The 14,336-nt window shown below is 74.1% G+C and carries 14 protein-coding genes; 10 read left to right on the top strand and 4 right to left on the bottom strand.

The window, feature by feature from the left end; translation table 11 throughout:
* Positions 1-79 precede the first annotated feature (79 nt).
* Positions 80-1,939, top strand: a complete 1,860-nt coding sequence (locus tag R2737_05970; GenBank protein ID MEZ5115798.1) for a long-chain fatty acid--CoA ligase — start codon at positions 80-82, stop codon at positions 1,937-1,939.
* A 29-nt stretch (positions 1,940-1,968) separates the two neighbouring features.
* On the top strand, positions 1,969-3,186 hold the full coding sequence (hemW, locus tag R2737_05975; protein ID MEZ5115799.1) for a radical SAM family heme chaperone HemW: 1,218 nt from the start codon (positions 1,969-1,971) through the stop codon (positions 3,184-3,186).
* A 304-nt stretch (positions 3,187-3,490) separates the two neighbouring features.
* On the opposite strand, the gene R2737_05980 is transcribed toward hemW, so the two are convergent.
* The 4 genes from R2737_05980 to R2737_05995 all read right to left on the bottom strand — a co-directional run bounded on the left by R2737_05980 (position 3,491) and on the right by R2737_05995 (position 7,518).
* The gene (locus tag R2737_05980) at positions 3,491-3,772 is read right to left on the bottom strand and encodes a nuclear transport factor 2 family protein (GenBank protein MEZ5115800.1); all 282 of its coding nucleotides are present in this window, start codon (positions 3,770-3,772) and stop codon (positions 3,491-3,493) included.
* Positions 3,773-3,820: 48 nt separating this feature from the next.
* Positions 3,821-5,722, bottom strand: coding sequence for a DUF222 domain-containing protein (locus R2737_05985; GenBank protein ID MEZ5115801.1), 1,902 nt, complete (start codon positions 5,720-5,722; stop codon positions 3,821-3,823).
* A 108-nt stretch (positions 5,723-5,830) separates the two neighbouring features.
* On the bottom strand, positions 5,831-6,595 hold the full coding sequence (locus tag R2737_05990) for an NINE protein (GenBank protein MEZ5115802.1): 765 nt from the start codon (positions 6,593-6,595) through the stop codon (positions 5,831-5,833).
* A 71-nt stretch (positions 6,596-6,666) separates the two neighbouring features.
* Entirely contained in the window at positions 6,667-7,518 is an 852-nt protein-coding gene (locus tag R2737_05995; protein MEZ5115803.1) for a DUF3097 domain-containing protein, read from the bottom strand.
* Positions 7,519-7,636: 118 nt separating this feature from the next.
* Between R2737_05995 and hrcA the strand changes: the two genes are divergently transcribed.
* From hrcA to R2737_06035, 8 genes are all read left to right on the top strand, one after another.
* Positions 7,637-8,659 (top strand): heat-inducible transcriptional repressor HrcA, encoded by a 1,023-nt coding sequence (gene hrcA, locus R2737_06000; protein MEZ5115804.1) that lies wholly within the window; start codon positions 7,637-7,639, stop codon positions 8,657-8,659.
* A 47-nt stretch (positions 8,660-8,706) separates the two neighbouring features.
* Positions 8,707-9,828 carry a molecular chaperone DnaJ gene (gene dnaJ, locus R2737_06005; GenBank protein MEZ5115805.1) on the top strand — a complete coding sequence of 374 codons (1,122 nt, stop codon included), beginning with the start codon at positions 8,707-8,709 and terminating at the stop codon, positions 9,826-9,828.
* An 18-nt stretch (positions 9,829-9,846) separates the two neighbouring features.
* A complete protein-coding gene (locus tag R2737_06010; protein ID MEZ5115806.1) occupies positions 9,847-10,656 on the top strand; it encodes a 16S rRNA (uracil(1498)-N(3))-methyltransferase in 810 nt (269 codons plus the stop codon).
* A complete protein-coding gene (locus tag R2737_06015) occupies positions 10,653-11,009 on the top strand; it encodes a histidine triad nucleotide-binding protein (GenBank protein MEZ5115807.1) in 357 nt (118 codons plus the stop codon). The genes R2737_06010 and R2737_06015 overlap by 4 nt, the downstream gene beginning before the upstream one ends.
* A gap of 112 nt (positions 11,010-11,121) precedes the next feature.
* Positions 11,122-12,156: a PhoH family protein gene (locus R2737_06020; protein MEZ5115808.1), complete on the top strand. Its 1,035-nt coding sequence runs from the start codon at positions 11,122-11,124 to the stop codon at positions 12,154-12,156.
* Between the two features lie 13 nt (positions 12,157-12,169).
* A complete protein-coding gene (ybeY, locus tag R2737_06025; protein ID MEZ5115809.1) occupies positions 12,170-12,640 on the top strand; it encodes an rRNA maturation RNase YbeY in 471 nt (156 codons plus the stop codon).
* Positions 12,637-13,977, top strand: coding sequence for a hemolysin family protein (locus tag R2737_06030; GenBank protein MEZ5115810.1), 1,341 nt, complete (start codon positions 12,637-12,639; stop codon positions 13,975-13,977). Before ybeY ends, R2737_06030 begins: the two co-directional genes overlap by 4 nt.
* Positions 13,970-14,326, top strand: a complete 357-nt coding sequence (locus tag R2737_06035) for a cytidine deaminase (GenBank protein ID MEZ5115811.1) — start codon at positions 13,970-13,972, stop codon at positions 14,324-14,326. The genes R2737_06030 and R2737_06035 overlap by 8 nt, the downstream gene beginning before the upstream one ends.
* Positions 14,327-14,336: the final 10 nt, after the last annotated feature.

A 14,336-nucleotide genomic window follows, 5' to 3' on the forward strand; every position in this document is an offset into this window, starting at 1 on the left:
TCGTCCCATTGTCCGCTCCGGTCGGGACCCGGCAGGCCTAGGCTGCGACCAAGCGCGCGACCACTCGGAGGCGACGTCCATGAACGCAGGCCCGACCATCGTGAAGTCCACCGGATCGCTGACGGCGTCGTATCCGACGCCCTCGTCGTCGGTAGGCCGCATGTTCCTCGACCGGGTGGCCGCCACCCCGTCCCGTGAGGCGTTCCGCGCGCCGGAGCACGGGGGCGGGTGGCGCTCGATGTCGTGGAAGGACGTGGACGCGGAGGTCTCGGAGCTGGCCGCGGGCCTGGTCGCGCTCGGCGTGGGCGTCGAGGAGCGCGTGGGGATCGCCTGCAGCACCCGGCTGGAGTGGGTGCTCGCCGACACGGCCGTGATGTGCGCCGGGGCGGCGACCACGACCGTCTACCCCAGCACGCAGGCCGAGGACATCGGCTACATCCTGGGCGACTCCGGGACCCGGGTGCTGTTCGCCGAGGACCAGAGCCAGGTCGACAAGGTCGAGAGCGAGCGGGCGAACCTGCCGGACCTGATGGCCATCGTGCTGATCGACGGCGAGGGTGACGGCGAGCGGGTGCTGTCCTGGGCTCAGCTGCGGGAGAAGGGGCGCGCGCAGCTGGCCGAGAACCCCGAGGTCATCGTCGGTCGGGTCGACGCCACCGGCCCGGACAGCCTGGCCACGCTGATCTACACCTCGGGCACCACGGGCAAGCCCAAGGGCGTCGAGCTCACCCATCGCTGCTGGGCCTACGAGGGTGCGGCGATCGAGCAGCTGGGAATCCTCACGCCGGACGACGTGCACTTCCTGTGGCTGCCGCTGGCGCACTCGTTCGGCAAGGTGCTGCTGTCGGCGCAGCTGCAGATCGGCTTCTCCACCGCGGTCGACGGCCGGGTGGACCACATCGTCGCCAACCTCGGCGAGGTCCGGCCCACGTTCATGGCCGCGGTGCCTCGCATCTTCGAGAAGGTGCACGCCGCTGTGGTGCGGCAGGGCACCGCCGAGGGCGGCGTGAAGGCGAAGATCTTCGAGTGGGCGTTCGGCGTGGGCGCCAAGGCGTCCGCCAAGCGGCGCGCCGGGGAGTCCGTCGGCGGGGTGCTCGGGATGCAGCTGTCCCTGGCGGACAAGCTGGTGTTCTCCAAGATCAAGGAGCGCCTCGGCGGCCGGATCCGCTACATGGTGTCCGGGTCGGCCGCGCTGGCCGCGGACATCGCCACCTGGTTCGACGCCGCGGGCCTGATCATCCTCGAGGGCTACGGGCTGACCGAGACCAGCGCCGCGACGTGCATGAACCGCCCGGGCAACGTGGGCATCGGCACGGTCGGCGAGCCGTTCCCCGGCACCGAGATCGGTATCGCCGAGGACGGCGAGATCGTCATCCGCGGGCCGGGCGTCATGCGCGGCTACCGCAACCGGCAGGAGCAGACCGACGAGGTCATGCTGGGCGACGGCTGGTTCGCCAGCGGTGACATCGGCGAGATCGACGACCGCGGCCGGGTGCGCATCACCGACCGCAAGAAGGACCTGGTGAAGACCTCCGGCGGCAAGTACATCGCCCCCGGTGCGATCGAGGCCCAGTTCAAGGCGCTGTGCCCGATCGCCGCGAACGTGCTGGTGGTCGCCAACAACCGCAACTTCGCCAGCGCCCTGGTCACGCTCGACCCCGACGCGCTCAGCGCGTTCGCCGACTCCAAGGGGCTGTCCACGGTGGAGCCGGCTGCGCTCGCCCAGGACCCGGCGGTGATCGCCGAGGTGCAGGCCGGGGTGGACAAGCTGAACGCCCAGCTGAACCGGTGGGAGACCATCAAGACCTTCCGGATCCTGCCGCGCGACCTCACCGTCGAGGACGGCGAGCTGACCCCGAGCCTGAAGCTGAAGCGGAAGGTGATCGAGGAGCGCTACGGCGAGTACGTGGAGGACATGTACTCCGGCTCCGGCCGGTAGGGAGTCCCAGCGCCCCGCACAATGTCGGGGTGCCGTCGACGCCGCCACCGGGGGACCCGGTCCCGTCCGACGGCCGGCTGCCCGAGCCCGCGCTCGCGGGTCTGGGTCGCCGGCCGTTCGGCGTCTACGTGCACGTGCCGTACTGCGCGACGCGCTGCGGCTACTGCGACTTCAACACCTACACCGCCGAGGAACTCGGTCCGGACGCCTCCCGGGCGTCGTACGCGGCGTCCGCGGTGGCGGAGGTCCGGCTGGCCCGGCGGGTACTGGGGGACGTCGACCTGCCGGTGTCGACGGTGTTCGTCGGTGGCGGGACGCCGACGCTGCTGCCGCCCGCCGACCTGGTGGCGGTCCTCGACGCGGTGCGGGCCGAGTTCGGCCTGGCGCCCGGGGCGGAGGTGACCACGGAGGCCAACCCGGACTCGGTGAGCCCGCGGTCGCTGGCCGCGTTGCGTGAGGGCGGCTTCACCCGGGTGTCGTTCGGCATGCAGAGCGCCTCTCCCGCGGTGCTCTCGGTGCTGGAGCGCACGCATACGCCGGGAAGGGCGACGGTCGCGGTGGCGGAGGCGCGCGACGCCGGGTTCGAGCAGGTGAGCCTGGACCTGATCTACGGCACGCCGGGGGAGACCGACACGGACTGGGCCGAGTCCGTGGGGGCGGCGGTGGCGGCCGGTGTCGACCACATGTCCGCGTACGCGCTCATCGTGGAGCCCGGCACCCGGCTGGCCCGCCGGGTCGAGCGCGGTGAGCTGCCGGCGCCGGACGACGACGTGCTGGCCGACCGATACCTGGCGGCCGACGCGCAGCTCGCCGCGGCGGGGCTGCGGTGGTACGAGGTGTCCAACTGGTCGCGGCCCGGGGCGGAGTGCCGGCACAACCTCGGCTACTGGCGGGGCGACGACTGGTGGGGGATCGGTCCCGGGGCGCACTCGCACGTCGGCGGGGTGCGCTGGTGGAACGTCCGGCACCCGGCCGAGTACGGGCGGGCGCTGGCGGCCGGGCGCAGCCCGGGGGAGGGGCGGGAGGTGCTCGGGGCTGCGGAGCGGAGGACCGAGCGGGTGCTCCTGGAGCTGCGGCTGCGCGACGGGCTGCCGCTGGAGGCGCTCGACGGAGCCGGTCGTGCCGCCGTCGACCGTGCCGTGTCGGTCGGACTGCTGGAGGTCGCGGCGCTGGCGGAGGGGCGGGCCGTGCTCACCCTGCGCGGCCGCCTGCTCGCCGACGCCGTGGTGCGCGACCTGCTGGGGTAGCCGCCGCTCCTGGGTGGCCGCCGCCGGTCCAGGGTGGCCGCCGCCGGTCCAAAACCGGTCGGGCACGGCGGCCGGCGATGCCCCGTCGGCCGCGTCCGGTCCGTGGCGTCCGGTCCGTGGCGTCCGGTCCGTGGCGTCCGGTCCGTGGCGTCCGGTCCGTGGCGTCCGGTCAGCCGCCGCCGGGGTGAGGCGGGGGCGCTGGTGCACTGTCCGGGACCGGTGTGCCCTGGTGGAAGCGCATCCGCCACCCCTTCTGTCCGTCCTGGACCCAGATCGAGCTCCGCCGGGTCACGGCGGGCTCGGTCTAGGTGTACGTCACGAGGATGACGTCGGGCGCCAACCGGACCGCCCCGATGTCCGTCACCTCCGCGTCGAGGTCGGGGGCAGCAGGCAGATCACGCAGGACACTGTCGTGTGTGTGCGTCCGCCCGCTGGCGCCGAACTCGAGGAAGTCCGGGTGCACCAGCCCTCGCAGCCGCTCGGGGTCGGCCCGGGTTCCGGGATCGAGCAGCGTGATCTCGCCGAGGATCGCCTCGTCGAGGTCGGGGTCTCCGGCGAGGTCGGGGTCGGGGCCGGTCGCACGCACGGGCTGAACCTCCCCGGCGACCGTCACCGAGTCAAGCCGGTCCCGCCGTCACGCAGCCACGAGTGCTGCGGTCCAGCGTTCGAGCGGGCTGTCACCGGGTGTGGGGACCGGGTCCGCGGGCTCGGCGGGGATGGGCGGGGGTCCGGTGTCCCAGATCGGGTCGGGCGGTGTGGGGTAGGTGTGTCCGGTGGGGCTGGTCCAGGTGATCCGCCCGCTGCCCGGGTCTGGGGTCGCGGACCAGCTGGTGTGGGTCTTGATCCGGTGATGTCGCCGGCACGCGGGGTGCAGGTTGGCGGCGGTCGTGTTCGCCCCGTCGTAGTTGGTGGCGTGGTCGAGGTCGGTGTGCAGCGAGGGGATGGTGCAGCCGGGGAAGGTGCAGGTGGTGTCCCGGGCGGTGACCAGTTCACGCAGCCGGTCGCTGGGCCGGTAGCGGGTGGTGCCGGTGGCGACCAGGCGGCCGTGGTCGGTGAGGAACGCCCGCCAGGCGTCCGCGCCGGCCGCGAGCTCACGCGCGAGGGGTGCCGGTACCCAGCCGTGGCCGGGGATCCAGCCGGGGTTGTCGGCCAGCCCGAGCAGGGTGGCGGCGTCGACGATGATGACCGCGGACGACCACGACCTGCCCCGCCCGGCACCGGTCCCGGCTCCCGCGCTGCCACCGGCAGGTGCCGCCCCTGCAGCCGCGCCGGCTCCGGCACCGGCTTCTGCGCCCGTCCCGGCTCCGTCGCTCTCGTTCGCTCCCGTGTTGCCGCTGGTCCCGGTGCCCGGGAGCCCGGTGGCCGTGGTGGCGGCGCCGCTGGCCGGGATGGTCGCCCCGGTGGTGGTCGGGGCGTCGCTGGTGTCCAGGCCGAGGTGCCGGATGAGTAGGCGGGCGGCTTCGATGACGGCGTCGGCGCGTAGCGCTTCCAGGGTGGTGTCGGGGTGGTGCGGGCAGCCGAGCTGGTGCGTCCGGTCGGTGTCCGGCTGGGCGCTGGCACCGGTGCTGTGAACCCCGGTCGCGCGGTGTCCGCGCAGGGCGGCGAGGGTGCCGACCAGGCCGAACCCGGTAGACCCGGCCCGGCCTGTGCCCGCGGGCGCTGCTGCGCCGGTGCCCGCGCCAGTGTCGGTGTCGCGGGGGCAGGTGCAGGGGCCGAGCAGGGTCGTCAGGTCCGCGGTCGGGTCCTTCAGGGTCGCCTGCCGGTTGCGGGCCCAGGTGTCGAACTGGCGCCACGCCCATGACGCCATCGGCTGGGAGGCCTCCAGGGTGATCCTGGCGCGGAAGTCCGGCAGCGGGCTGATCCGCAGCGACCGTTCCCGCCGCCTCTTCTTCGCCCGCTCCGCGGCGGCGGCGGCGTCCAGGCGCAGGATGGTGCGGCGGATGCGGTGCCGCAGCCGGCCCGGGGTCTCCTCCGCGTACCGCGAGGGCTGCCCGTCCGCGTCGGGCAGCGTCTCGGCGACGACGGTCTGCACGACCTTCTCGGTCAGGTTCGGGGCGAGTTCGGCGGTCTCGGACACGACCGCGGACAGGTGCCCGTACCCCCAGGCACCGGTCTCCAGCAGCCGAGCGACCGGGGCACCGGGACCAGCGAGGAACCGGGCGGTGGTGATCCGGTCCGATGCCGCGACGGTGGACAGCCGGCAGGCGGCGGCGACCTCGGCGTGCCGGGCCTCCTCGACGCACTCGAACGGCCCGACGTCCACCGGCCCGCCCTGGTCGTCCGGGTCGGGGTCCCGTGCCGGCTCGGCACCGGCGACCGGGATCACCGCGGCGTACGACCGGGAGGTCACCCACGCCGCCTGGGCCTGCCACGTCGTCAGGAACACCACCCGGTCATGCCCGCACAGCGCCTCGGCGTCGACCTGCTCCAGCAGACCGATCGCCACCGGACCCGGCCCCACCGCCACGGCCTGCGCGAGCAGGGCGGCGTCCCACGGACGCGAGGTCCGCGGACCGGGAACCACGGGATCGAACATGTGTACGAGTCTAGCGTCAGGGTCCGACACCGCGCAAGACCCTGTGCACACGAAAACGTCTGCGCCCCAGACGAAATCACCTGGGGCGCAGCCGTCACACCAGAACCGCTAGTCGCGCAGGGGTCGTCCCGACGCATCCGTCTGGAACGACGGCGAGCCGACCAGGATCATGATCCCCTCGACCAGGCCCCACAGCGCTCCGACGCCGCAGGTCAGGATCGTCACGACGATCTGGATGATGCCGATCGACGTGTAGCCCAGGTAGAACCGATGCACGCCGAAGCCGCCGACCAGGATGCCGAGCAGCCCGGCCACCAGCTTGGACTTCGCCTGCGGGTCGTACGGGGCCGGGTAGCCGGCCGGCGGGTAGCCGCCCTGCGGGTACGCGGCCGGCGGATAGCCGCCCGGCGCGGGCGGAGGGGCGTAGCCACCCGTGGGAGGCGGCGCGTAGCCACCGGCCGGCGGCGGCTCGTAGCCCGGCGGCGGGTACGCCCCGGCCGGCGGCGGCTGGTAGCCCTCCGGCTGCGGCGGCGGGGGAGCGGCGTACCCGGGGTCGGGCGGCGGCTGGTAGCCGGGCGCCGGCGCGTCCGGCGGCGGGTTCACCTGGCTGAGCGTGGGCTCGTCCATCGGCGGCAGCGGGGAGTCCCCGGCCGGGGTCGACACGACCTCGGTCTCGGCGACCGCGGCGTCCACCTGGTCAGCGGCGTCGTACGCCGCACCGGCCGGTGCCGCGTCACCGGCAGCCTCGGCCGCAGCGTCCTCGGCGACGAACTCCGACTCCTGGGCGGCCACGGCCTCGTCGGCTGCCACCTCCGGTTCGGGCAGGGGCGCGGGCTCGGCGGGGTCGGGCACGGCGTTGGGCTGGTCGGTCATCGCACACCTCCGCGGCCCATCCTGTCCCGACGGGCGCCCGGGGTCTACGGCCTTCCCCCGTGAGTCGTGCCTCAGCCGGGCGGCTCGCCGTCCGACGTGACGAAGTCGATGAGCTCCTCCACCCGGCCGAGCAGGTCCGGCTCGAGGTCGGTCCAGCCGTCGACCCGGGCCAGCAGCCGCCGCCAGGCCGCCGCGGTGTCCGCGCGCCACCCGAGCGCTGCGCAGACCCCCTCCTTCCACGGCGTGCCGGGCGGGACGGACGGCCAGGCCGGGATGCCGGCGACCGAGGGCCGGACCGCCTGCCACACGTCGACGTACGGATGCCCGACGACCAGCACGCCCGCTCCGAACGCGGCCCGGGCCTCCGCCGCGACCCGCGCCTCCTTGCTGCCCGGGACCAGGTGGTCGACGAGGACCCCGAGCCGCCGTCCCGGCCCCGGGCCGAACCGCGTCGCCCGGTCCAGCAGGCGGTCCACGCCGCCGAGCTCCTCCACGACCACGCCCTCGACCCGCAGGTCGTCGCCCCAGACCCGCTCGACCAGTTCGGCGTCGTGCCGGCCCTCCACCCAGATCCGCGAGTCCCGGGCGACCCGGGCCCGTTGCCGGGCCACCGCCACCGACCCGGACGCCGTGCGCGAGGGGGCGGCGGGCGAGGACGCCGCCACGGGCCGGACCAGCGTCACCGGGCGCCCCTCCAGCAGGAACGCCGCCGGCGCCAGCCGGAACGGGCGGGCCCGCCCGTCTCGGTCCTCCAGCAGCACGGCCCACCCGTCGGGGCCCTTGTCGAACCCCACGACCGCCCCGCACCACCCGGTCTCGGCGCACTCCACGACCAGCCCCGGGTCCCCCGGCACCTCCGGGACCCGCGGGCGACGGTGCGGGTCGGCGCTGAGGACGTCGGAGCCGTACCGGTCGGTCACCACCCCGGGACCGTACCCGCGCCCGTCCGCACGGCACGGGAGGCGCGAGCGACGTACACTTGGCACTCGAACCCACGGAGTGCCAGAGCACGAGAGACCGACCCCGGCGAGGAGGTGCGCGGTGCTGGACGACCGGAAGCTGTCCGTGCTGCGCGCCATCGTCGAGGACTTCGTCGAGAGCCGGGAGCCGGTCGGGTCGAAGTCCTTGGTGGAGCGGCACAACCTCGGCGTCTCCCCGGCCACGATCCGCAACGACATGGCCGCGCTGGAGGACGAGGGCTACATCGCCCAGCCGCACACCAGCGCCGGCCGGATCCCGACGGACAAGGGCTACCGGCTGTTCGTCGACCGGCTCTCCGCGGTCAAGCCGCTGACGCCCGCCGAGCGCCGCGCGATCCACTCGTTCCTGGACTCCGCGGTCGACCTCGACGACGTGATGTCGCGCACCGTGCGACTGCTCGCCCAGCTCACCCGCCAGGTCGCGCTGGTGCAGTACCCCACGCTGCGGAGCTCCAGCGTCCGGCACGTGGAGCTCGTCGCCCTCGGCAGCCACCGGCTGCTGCTGGTCCTCATCGCCGACACCGGTCGGGTCGAGCAGCGGGTCGTCGACTCCTCGACCGTCATCTCCGAGGACACGCTGGCCGACCTGCGGGCGCGGCTCAACGCGGCGGTCGCCGGCCACCGCTTCGGCGAGCTGGGCGAGCTGGTCGCCGACCTGCCCCAGGCGTTCGCCCAGGACGAGCGGCCGCTGGTGCTGGCCGTGCTGGCCACCCTGCTCGAGGCCGCGGTGGACCGGCACGACGAGCGGGTCGTGCTCGGCGGCACCGCCAACCTCACCCGCTACGGCGACGACTTCCCGCACACCCTGCAGCCGGTGCTGGAGGCGCTGGAGGAGCAGGTCGTGCTGCTGCGCCTGCTCGGCGAGGTGACCGCGTCCGACGCGCTCACGGTGCGGATCGGGCACGAGAACCCGGTCGAGGGGCTGCAGTCCACGTCGGTCGTCGCGGTCGGCTACGGCCGCGGGGGCGATGAGACGGTGGCCAGCCTCGGCGTCGTCGGCCCCACCCACATGGACTACGCCGGGACGATGGCCCAGGTGCGGGCGGTGGCCCGTTACCTCGGGCGCATCCTCGGCGAGCAGTAGGCGTACTCCGACAGGCCCCCACGCGGGGCACGAGCAGTGAGGACACGGTGGCCACCGACTACTACGCGGTGCTCGGGGTCGCGCGCGACGCGGGACCGGACGAGATCAAGCGCGCCTACCGCAAGCTGGCCCGCGAGCTGCACCCCGACGTCAACCCCGACCCGGTGACGCAGGAGCGGTTCAAGGAGGTCACCGCCGCGTACGAGGTCCTGTCCGACCCCGAGAAACGGCAGATGTACGACCTCGGGGCCGACCCGCTGGCGCCCGGGGGCGGCCAGGCCGGCTTCGGCGGGTTCGGCTTCGGCGACATCATGGACGCGTTCTTCGGCGGGTCCGCCTCGCGCGGCCCGCGGCCGCGGACCATGCGCGGCCAGGACGCGCTGATCCGGCTGCAGATCGACCTGAACGAGGCCGCCACCGGCGCCGTCCGCGAGATCCAGGTGGACACCGCCGTCGGCTGCCCGACCTGCGCCGGCGCCGGCACCGCCGAGGGCACCACGGTAGAGACCTGTCCGATGTGCCGCGGCCGCGGCGAGATCCAGTCGGTGCAGCGGTCCTTCCTCGGCCAGGTGATGACGTCGCGGCCGTGCCCGCAGTGCCAGGGCTTCGGCACCACCATCCCGCACCCCTGCCCCGAGTGCGCGGGGGACGGCCGGGTCCGGACCCGGCGCACGCTGTCGGTGAAGATCCCCGCGGGCGTCGATACCGGCACCCGGATCCAGCTGTCGGGGGAGGGCGAGGTCGGTCCCGGCGGCGGCCCGCCCGGGAACCTCTTCGTGGAGATCGTCGAGGCCCCGCACCCGGTGTTCGAGCGGCGGGGCGATGACCTGCACTGCACCCTGGCCGTCCCGATGACCGCGGCCGCGCTGGGCACCTCGCTGGAACTGGAGACTCTCGACGGCGTCGAGACGCTGGACGTCCGGGCCGGCACCCAGCCGGGGTCCGTGACCACCCTGCGCGGGCGCGGCATCCCGCACCTGCGCGGGTCCGGCCGCGGCGACCTGCACGTCCACCTCGACGTGCAGGTCCCCACCCGGCTCGACGCCCGGCAGGAGGAGCTGCTGCGCGAGCTGGCCTCGCTCCGGGGCGAGGAGCAGCCGACCGGTCAGCTGGCACCGGCGCAGCAGGGCCTGTTCTCCCGCCTGCGCGACGCCTTCTCCGGCCGCTGACGCGGCGGACCGGCCGCCGTGAGCGCACCCGTCTTCGTCGTCGAGCCCGCGCTGCTGGCCGGTGCCGGCCCGGGGACCCGGGTGTCGGTCGAGGGTGACGAGGCCCGGCATGCGCTGCGCGTGCGCCGGCTGGCGCCGGGGGAGCCGGTCGACCTGGTGGACGGCCTCGGTCGTCGGGCCCGAGCGGTTGTCGCCCCGCATGATGACTCGCACGACGATTCGCATGACGACCTGCGACACGAGCGGCACCGGCTCCAGGTCGAGGTTCTGTCGGTAGTCGACGAGCCGAGTCCGACGCCGAGAGTCGTTGTCGTGCAGGCGATCCCGAAAGGTGACCGCGCCGAGCTCGCCGTGGAGCTGATGACCGAGGTCGGCGTCGACGTGGTCGTCCCGTGGGCGGCCGCTCGCTGCGTCGCGGTCTGGCGGGGGGAGAAGGAGCGACGGGGACCGGAGCGCTGGCGGGCGGCCGCCCGCGAGGCGGGCAAGCAGTCGCGGCGTGCCCGGTTCCCCGAGGTGCGCGACCTGGCCCGCGCCTCCGACGTCGTGGGCCTGGTCGGTGCGGCCGACGTCGCCCTGGTCCTGCACGAGTCCGCCGCCGACGGCATCGACGCGGTGGAACTGCCCGACGGCGGCGACATCGTGCTGGTGGTGGGCCCGGAGGGAGGGCTCACCGAGGACGAGGTCCACGCGCTGACGGCCGCGGGGGCCCGGGCGGTCCGGCTCGGACCCACGGTCCTGCGCTCGTCGACGGCCGGGTGCGTCGCCGCCGCGGTGATCCTGGCGCGCACCGGGCGCTGGGCCATCGCCGCACCTACGATCGACGCGTGACCGACTCCGACGCGTCCTGCCTGTTCTGCCAGATCGTCGCCGGTGACATCCCCGCGACGGTGGTGCACCAGACCGACCGCGTGGTGGCGTTCCGCGACGTCAACCCGCAGGCCCCCGTGCACGTGCTCGTCGTCCCGCGCGAGCACCACCGCGACGCCGGCAGCCTCGGCGCAGCGGACCCCGAGCTCGCCGGTGCGGTGCTGGAGGCAGCAGCGGTCGTGGCGGACCTCGAGGGCGTGTCCGACAGCGGCTACCGGGTGGTCCTCAACACCGGCTCGGGCGCGGGGCAGACCGTGTTCCACGTGCACGCGCACGTCCTCGGCGGCCGCCCGCTGCTGTGGCCCCCGGGCTGACCCGGTCCCCCGCCCCGCAAAGCGGATCGCCGGTCCGGTGCCCGCCCCGTACCATGGCGTCGTCCCGTCACCGAGGCAGAAGGGCAGGGAGACGGCCGTCCGCGGCCGACCCATGGCGACCACGGCAGAGGCTCAGGCGAAGATCGTCGTCCCGGCGTCGCAGCCGATGGTGGCCGTGCTCGGCTCCGGCGACGAGCTGCTCCGGGTGATCGAGGCGCAGTTCCCCGAGTCCGACATCCACGTGCGGGGCAACGAGATCACCGTCTCCGGCAGCCCTGAGGACGTCGGCCTGGTCGAGCTGCTGGTGGCCGAGATGCTCGCGATGCTCCGCACCGGTCAGGGACTCACCGCGGAGTCGGTCGAGCGTTCGGTGTCCATGCTGCGCAGCGGCACCCGGCCGGCCGAGGTGCTGACGGCCAACATCCTCAGCAACCGTGGTCGCACGATCCGGGCCAAGACGCTGAACCAGAAGCGCTACGTCGACGCCATCGACCACCACACGATCGTGTTCGGCATCGGCCCGGCTGGCACCGGCAAGACCTACCTCGCGGTCGCCAAGGCGGTGCAGGCGCTGCAGGCCAAGAAGGTCAACCGGATCGTGCTCACGCGGCCGGCGGTGGAGGCGGGGGAGCGGCTGGGCTTCCTGCCCGGCACGCTCTCGGAGAAGATCGACCCGTACCTGCGCCCGCTGTACGACGCGCTGCACGACATGATCGACCCGGACTCGATCCCGCGGCTCATCACCAGCGGCACCATCGAGGTCGCCCCGTTGGCGTACATGCGCGGGCGCACTCTCAACGACGCGTTCATCATCCTCGACGAGGCGCAGAACACCTCGCCCGAGCAGATGAAGATGTTCCTGACCCGCCTCGGGTTCGGTTCGACCATGGTGGTCACGGGCGACGTCACCCAGATCGACCTGCCGGACGGCACCTCCAGCGGGCTCAAGGTCGTGCAGCACATCCTCGACGGGATCGACGACGTCACCTTCTGCAACCTCACCTCGCACGACGTGGTGCGACACAAGCTGGTCGGGCGCATCGTGGAGGCGTACGGCCGCTTCGACGCGCAGAACGCCGCCAAGGCGGCGCAGGGCGGGGCGGTCGTACGGACCTCCGGGCGCGGCCCGCGCCGCGGCCGGCGCTGACGGGGTCAGGCGCATGGGTATCGACGTCAACAACGAGTCCGGGCAGCCGGTCGACGAGGTCGCGCTGTCCGAGCAGGCCTCGTTCCTGTTGCGGCGGCTGAAGATCCACCCGCTCGCTGAGCTGTCCGTCGTGCTCGTGGACGAGCCCGCGATGGCCGAGCTGCACGTGCGGTGGATGGACGAGCCGGGGCCGACCGACGTCATGTCCTTCCCGATGGACGAGCTGCGGCCCGGCGGCGACGACGAGGAGCCCGAGCCGGGCGTCCTCGGCGACATCGTCCTGTGCCCGCAGTTCGCCGAGCGCCAGGCCGAGCAGGCCGGGCACTCCCGGGACGACGAGCTGGCCGTCCTGCTGACCCACGGTGTCCTGCACCTGCTCGGCTACGACCACGCCGAGCCGGACGAGGCACGGGAGATGTTCGGCCTGCAGGCCCACCTGGTCGCGGAGTGGGAGGGGCACCGCGCCCAGGGGTTCCCGCCGTGAGCTCCGCCGACGTCTGGCTGCTCGCCGGCGCGGTGGCCCTGATCGTGCTCTCGGCACTGCTCATCGCCGGCGAGACCGCGGTCGCGCGGGTGTCGCGCGTACGGGTCGAGGAGCTGCGGCGCGAGGGGAGGCGCGGCGCGGACCGCCTGCTCACCGTCGTGGACGACCGAGCGCGTTATGTCAACGTGCTGCTGTTCCTGTCCTCCGCGGCGTCGACCACCGCGGTGGCCTTCGTGACCTTCGTCTGCGTCGACTCGCTGCCGTGGGCGGTGGGCTGGTCCCTGACGCTGGCGATCGTCGTCATGGTCGTGGTCCGCTACGTCGCGCTCGGGGTGGCCCCCCGCACGCTCGGGCGACAGCACGCGGAGCGCATCGCGCTGCGCGCGGCCGGGCCGGCCCGGGCGTTCGCCGCACTGCTGGGCCCGATCACGACCCTGCTCATCCTGCTCGGCAACGCACTCACCCCGGGCAAGGGCTACCGGCAGGGCCCGTTCGACACCCAGGCCGAGCTGCGCGAGCTGGTCGACCTCGCGGAGGCGGACCGCCTCATCGAGGACGACGAGGCGCAGATGATCCACTCCGTGTTCGAGCTCGGCGACACCGTGGCCCGCGAGGTGATGGTGCCGCGCACCGAGATGGTGTCCATCGAGCGGACCAAGACGCTGCGGCAGGCCATGTCCCTGGGCCTGCGCTCGGGGTTCTCCCGCATCCCCGTGACCGGCGACAACACCGACGACGTCGTCGGGATCGTCTACCTCAAGGACGTCACCCGGCGGACGTTCGAGCACCGCGACGCCGAGCAGTCCGAGCGGGTCGAGTCGCTGATGCGCCAGGCCTACTTCGTCCCCGACAGCAAGCGGGTCGACGACCTGCTGCGCGAGATGCAGGCGGCCCGGGTGCACATGGCCGTGCTGGTGGACGAGTACGGCGGCACGGCCGGGATCGTCACGATCGAGGACATCCTCGAGGAGATCGTGGGCGAGATCGCCGACGAGTACGACACCGAGTCCCCGGAGGTGCAGCAGTTGGCGGACGGCGGCTGGCTCGTCAGCGCCCGCATGCACCTGGACGACCTGGCCGAGCTCCTCGACGTGGACCTCGACGCGGAGGAGGAGGACGTCGACACCGCGGCCGGGCTGCTGGCCAAGCGGCTGGGCCGGGTGCCGATCCCCGGGGCGTCGGTCGAGGTGGAGGGCTACCGGTTGGTGGCCGAGGAGGCCGCGGGGCGCCGCAACCGGATCGGCCGGCTCCGCGTGACCCCGCTCGCCTCCGCCCCACCCCCGTCGTCGGACCGCCCCCCGACTGCACGAGAACCCCTGGAGCGCACCGATGCCTGACCCGTCCGGCCCCGTGGACCTCGGGCCCGAGGACCTCAAGCTCGTCGCGCTCGCCCGCGCCGCCCGCGCCAACGCCGGCGCGCCGCAGGGGGCGGCCGTACGCGACACCATGGGCCGGTCGTACTCGGCCGCCGCGGTCCGGCTCCCGTCCCTGTCCCTGACCGCCGCGCAGCTCGTCACCGCCGTGGCGGCGTCCAGCGGCGCGTCCGGGCTGGAGGCCGCGGTGGTGGTGGGCGGGGAGGAGCCGGATCCGGCCGACCTCCGCCCGCTGCGTGACCTCGCCGGTGCCGGCGTCCCCGTGTTCGTGTGCGGTACGGACGGCTCGGTCCGCCACCGCCTCTCCACGTGACCGCGGGGCG

The organism is Candidatus Nanopelagicales bacterium (assembly GCA_041393815.1).
Lineage (GTDB): Bacteria > Actinomycetota > Actinomycetes > S36-B12 > JAWKJK01 > JAWKJK01.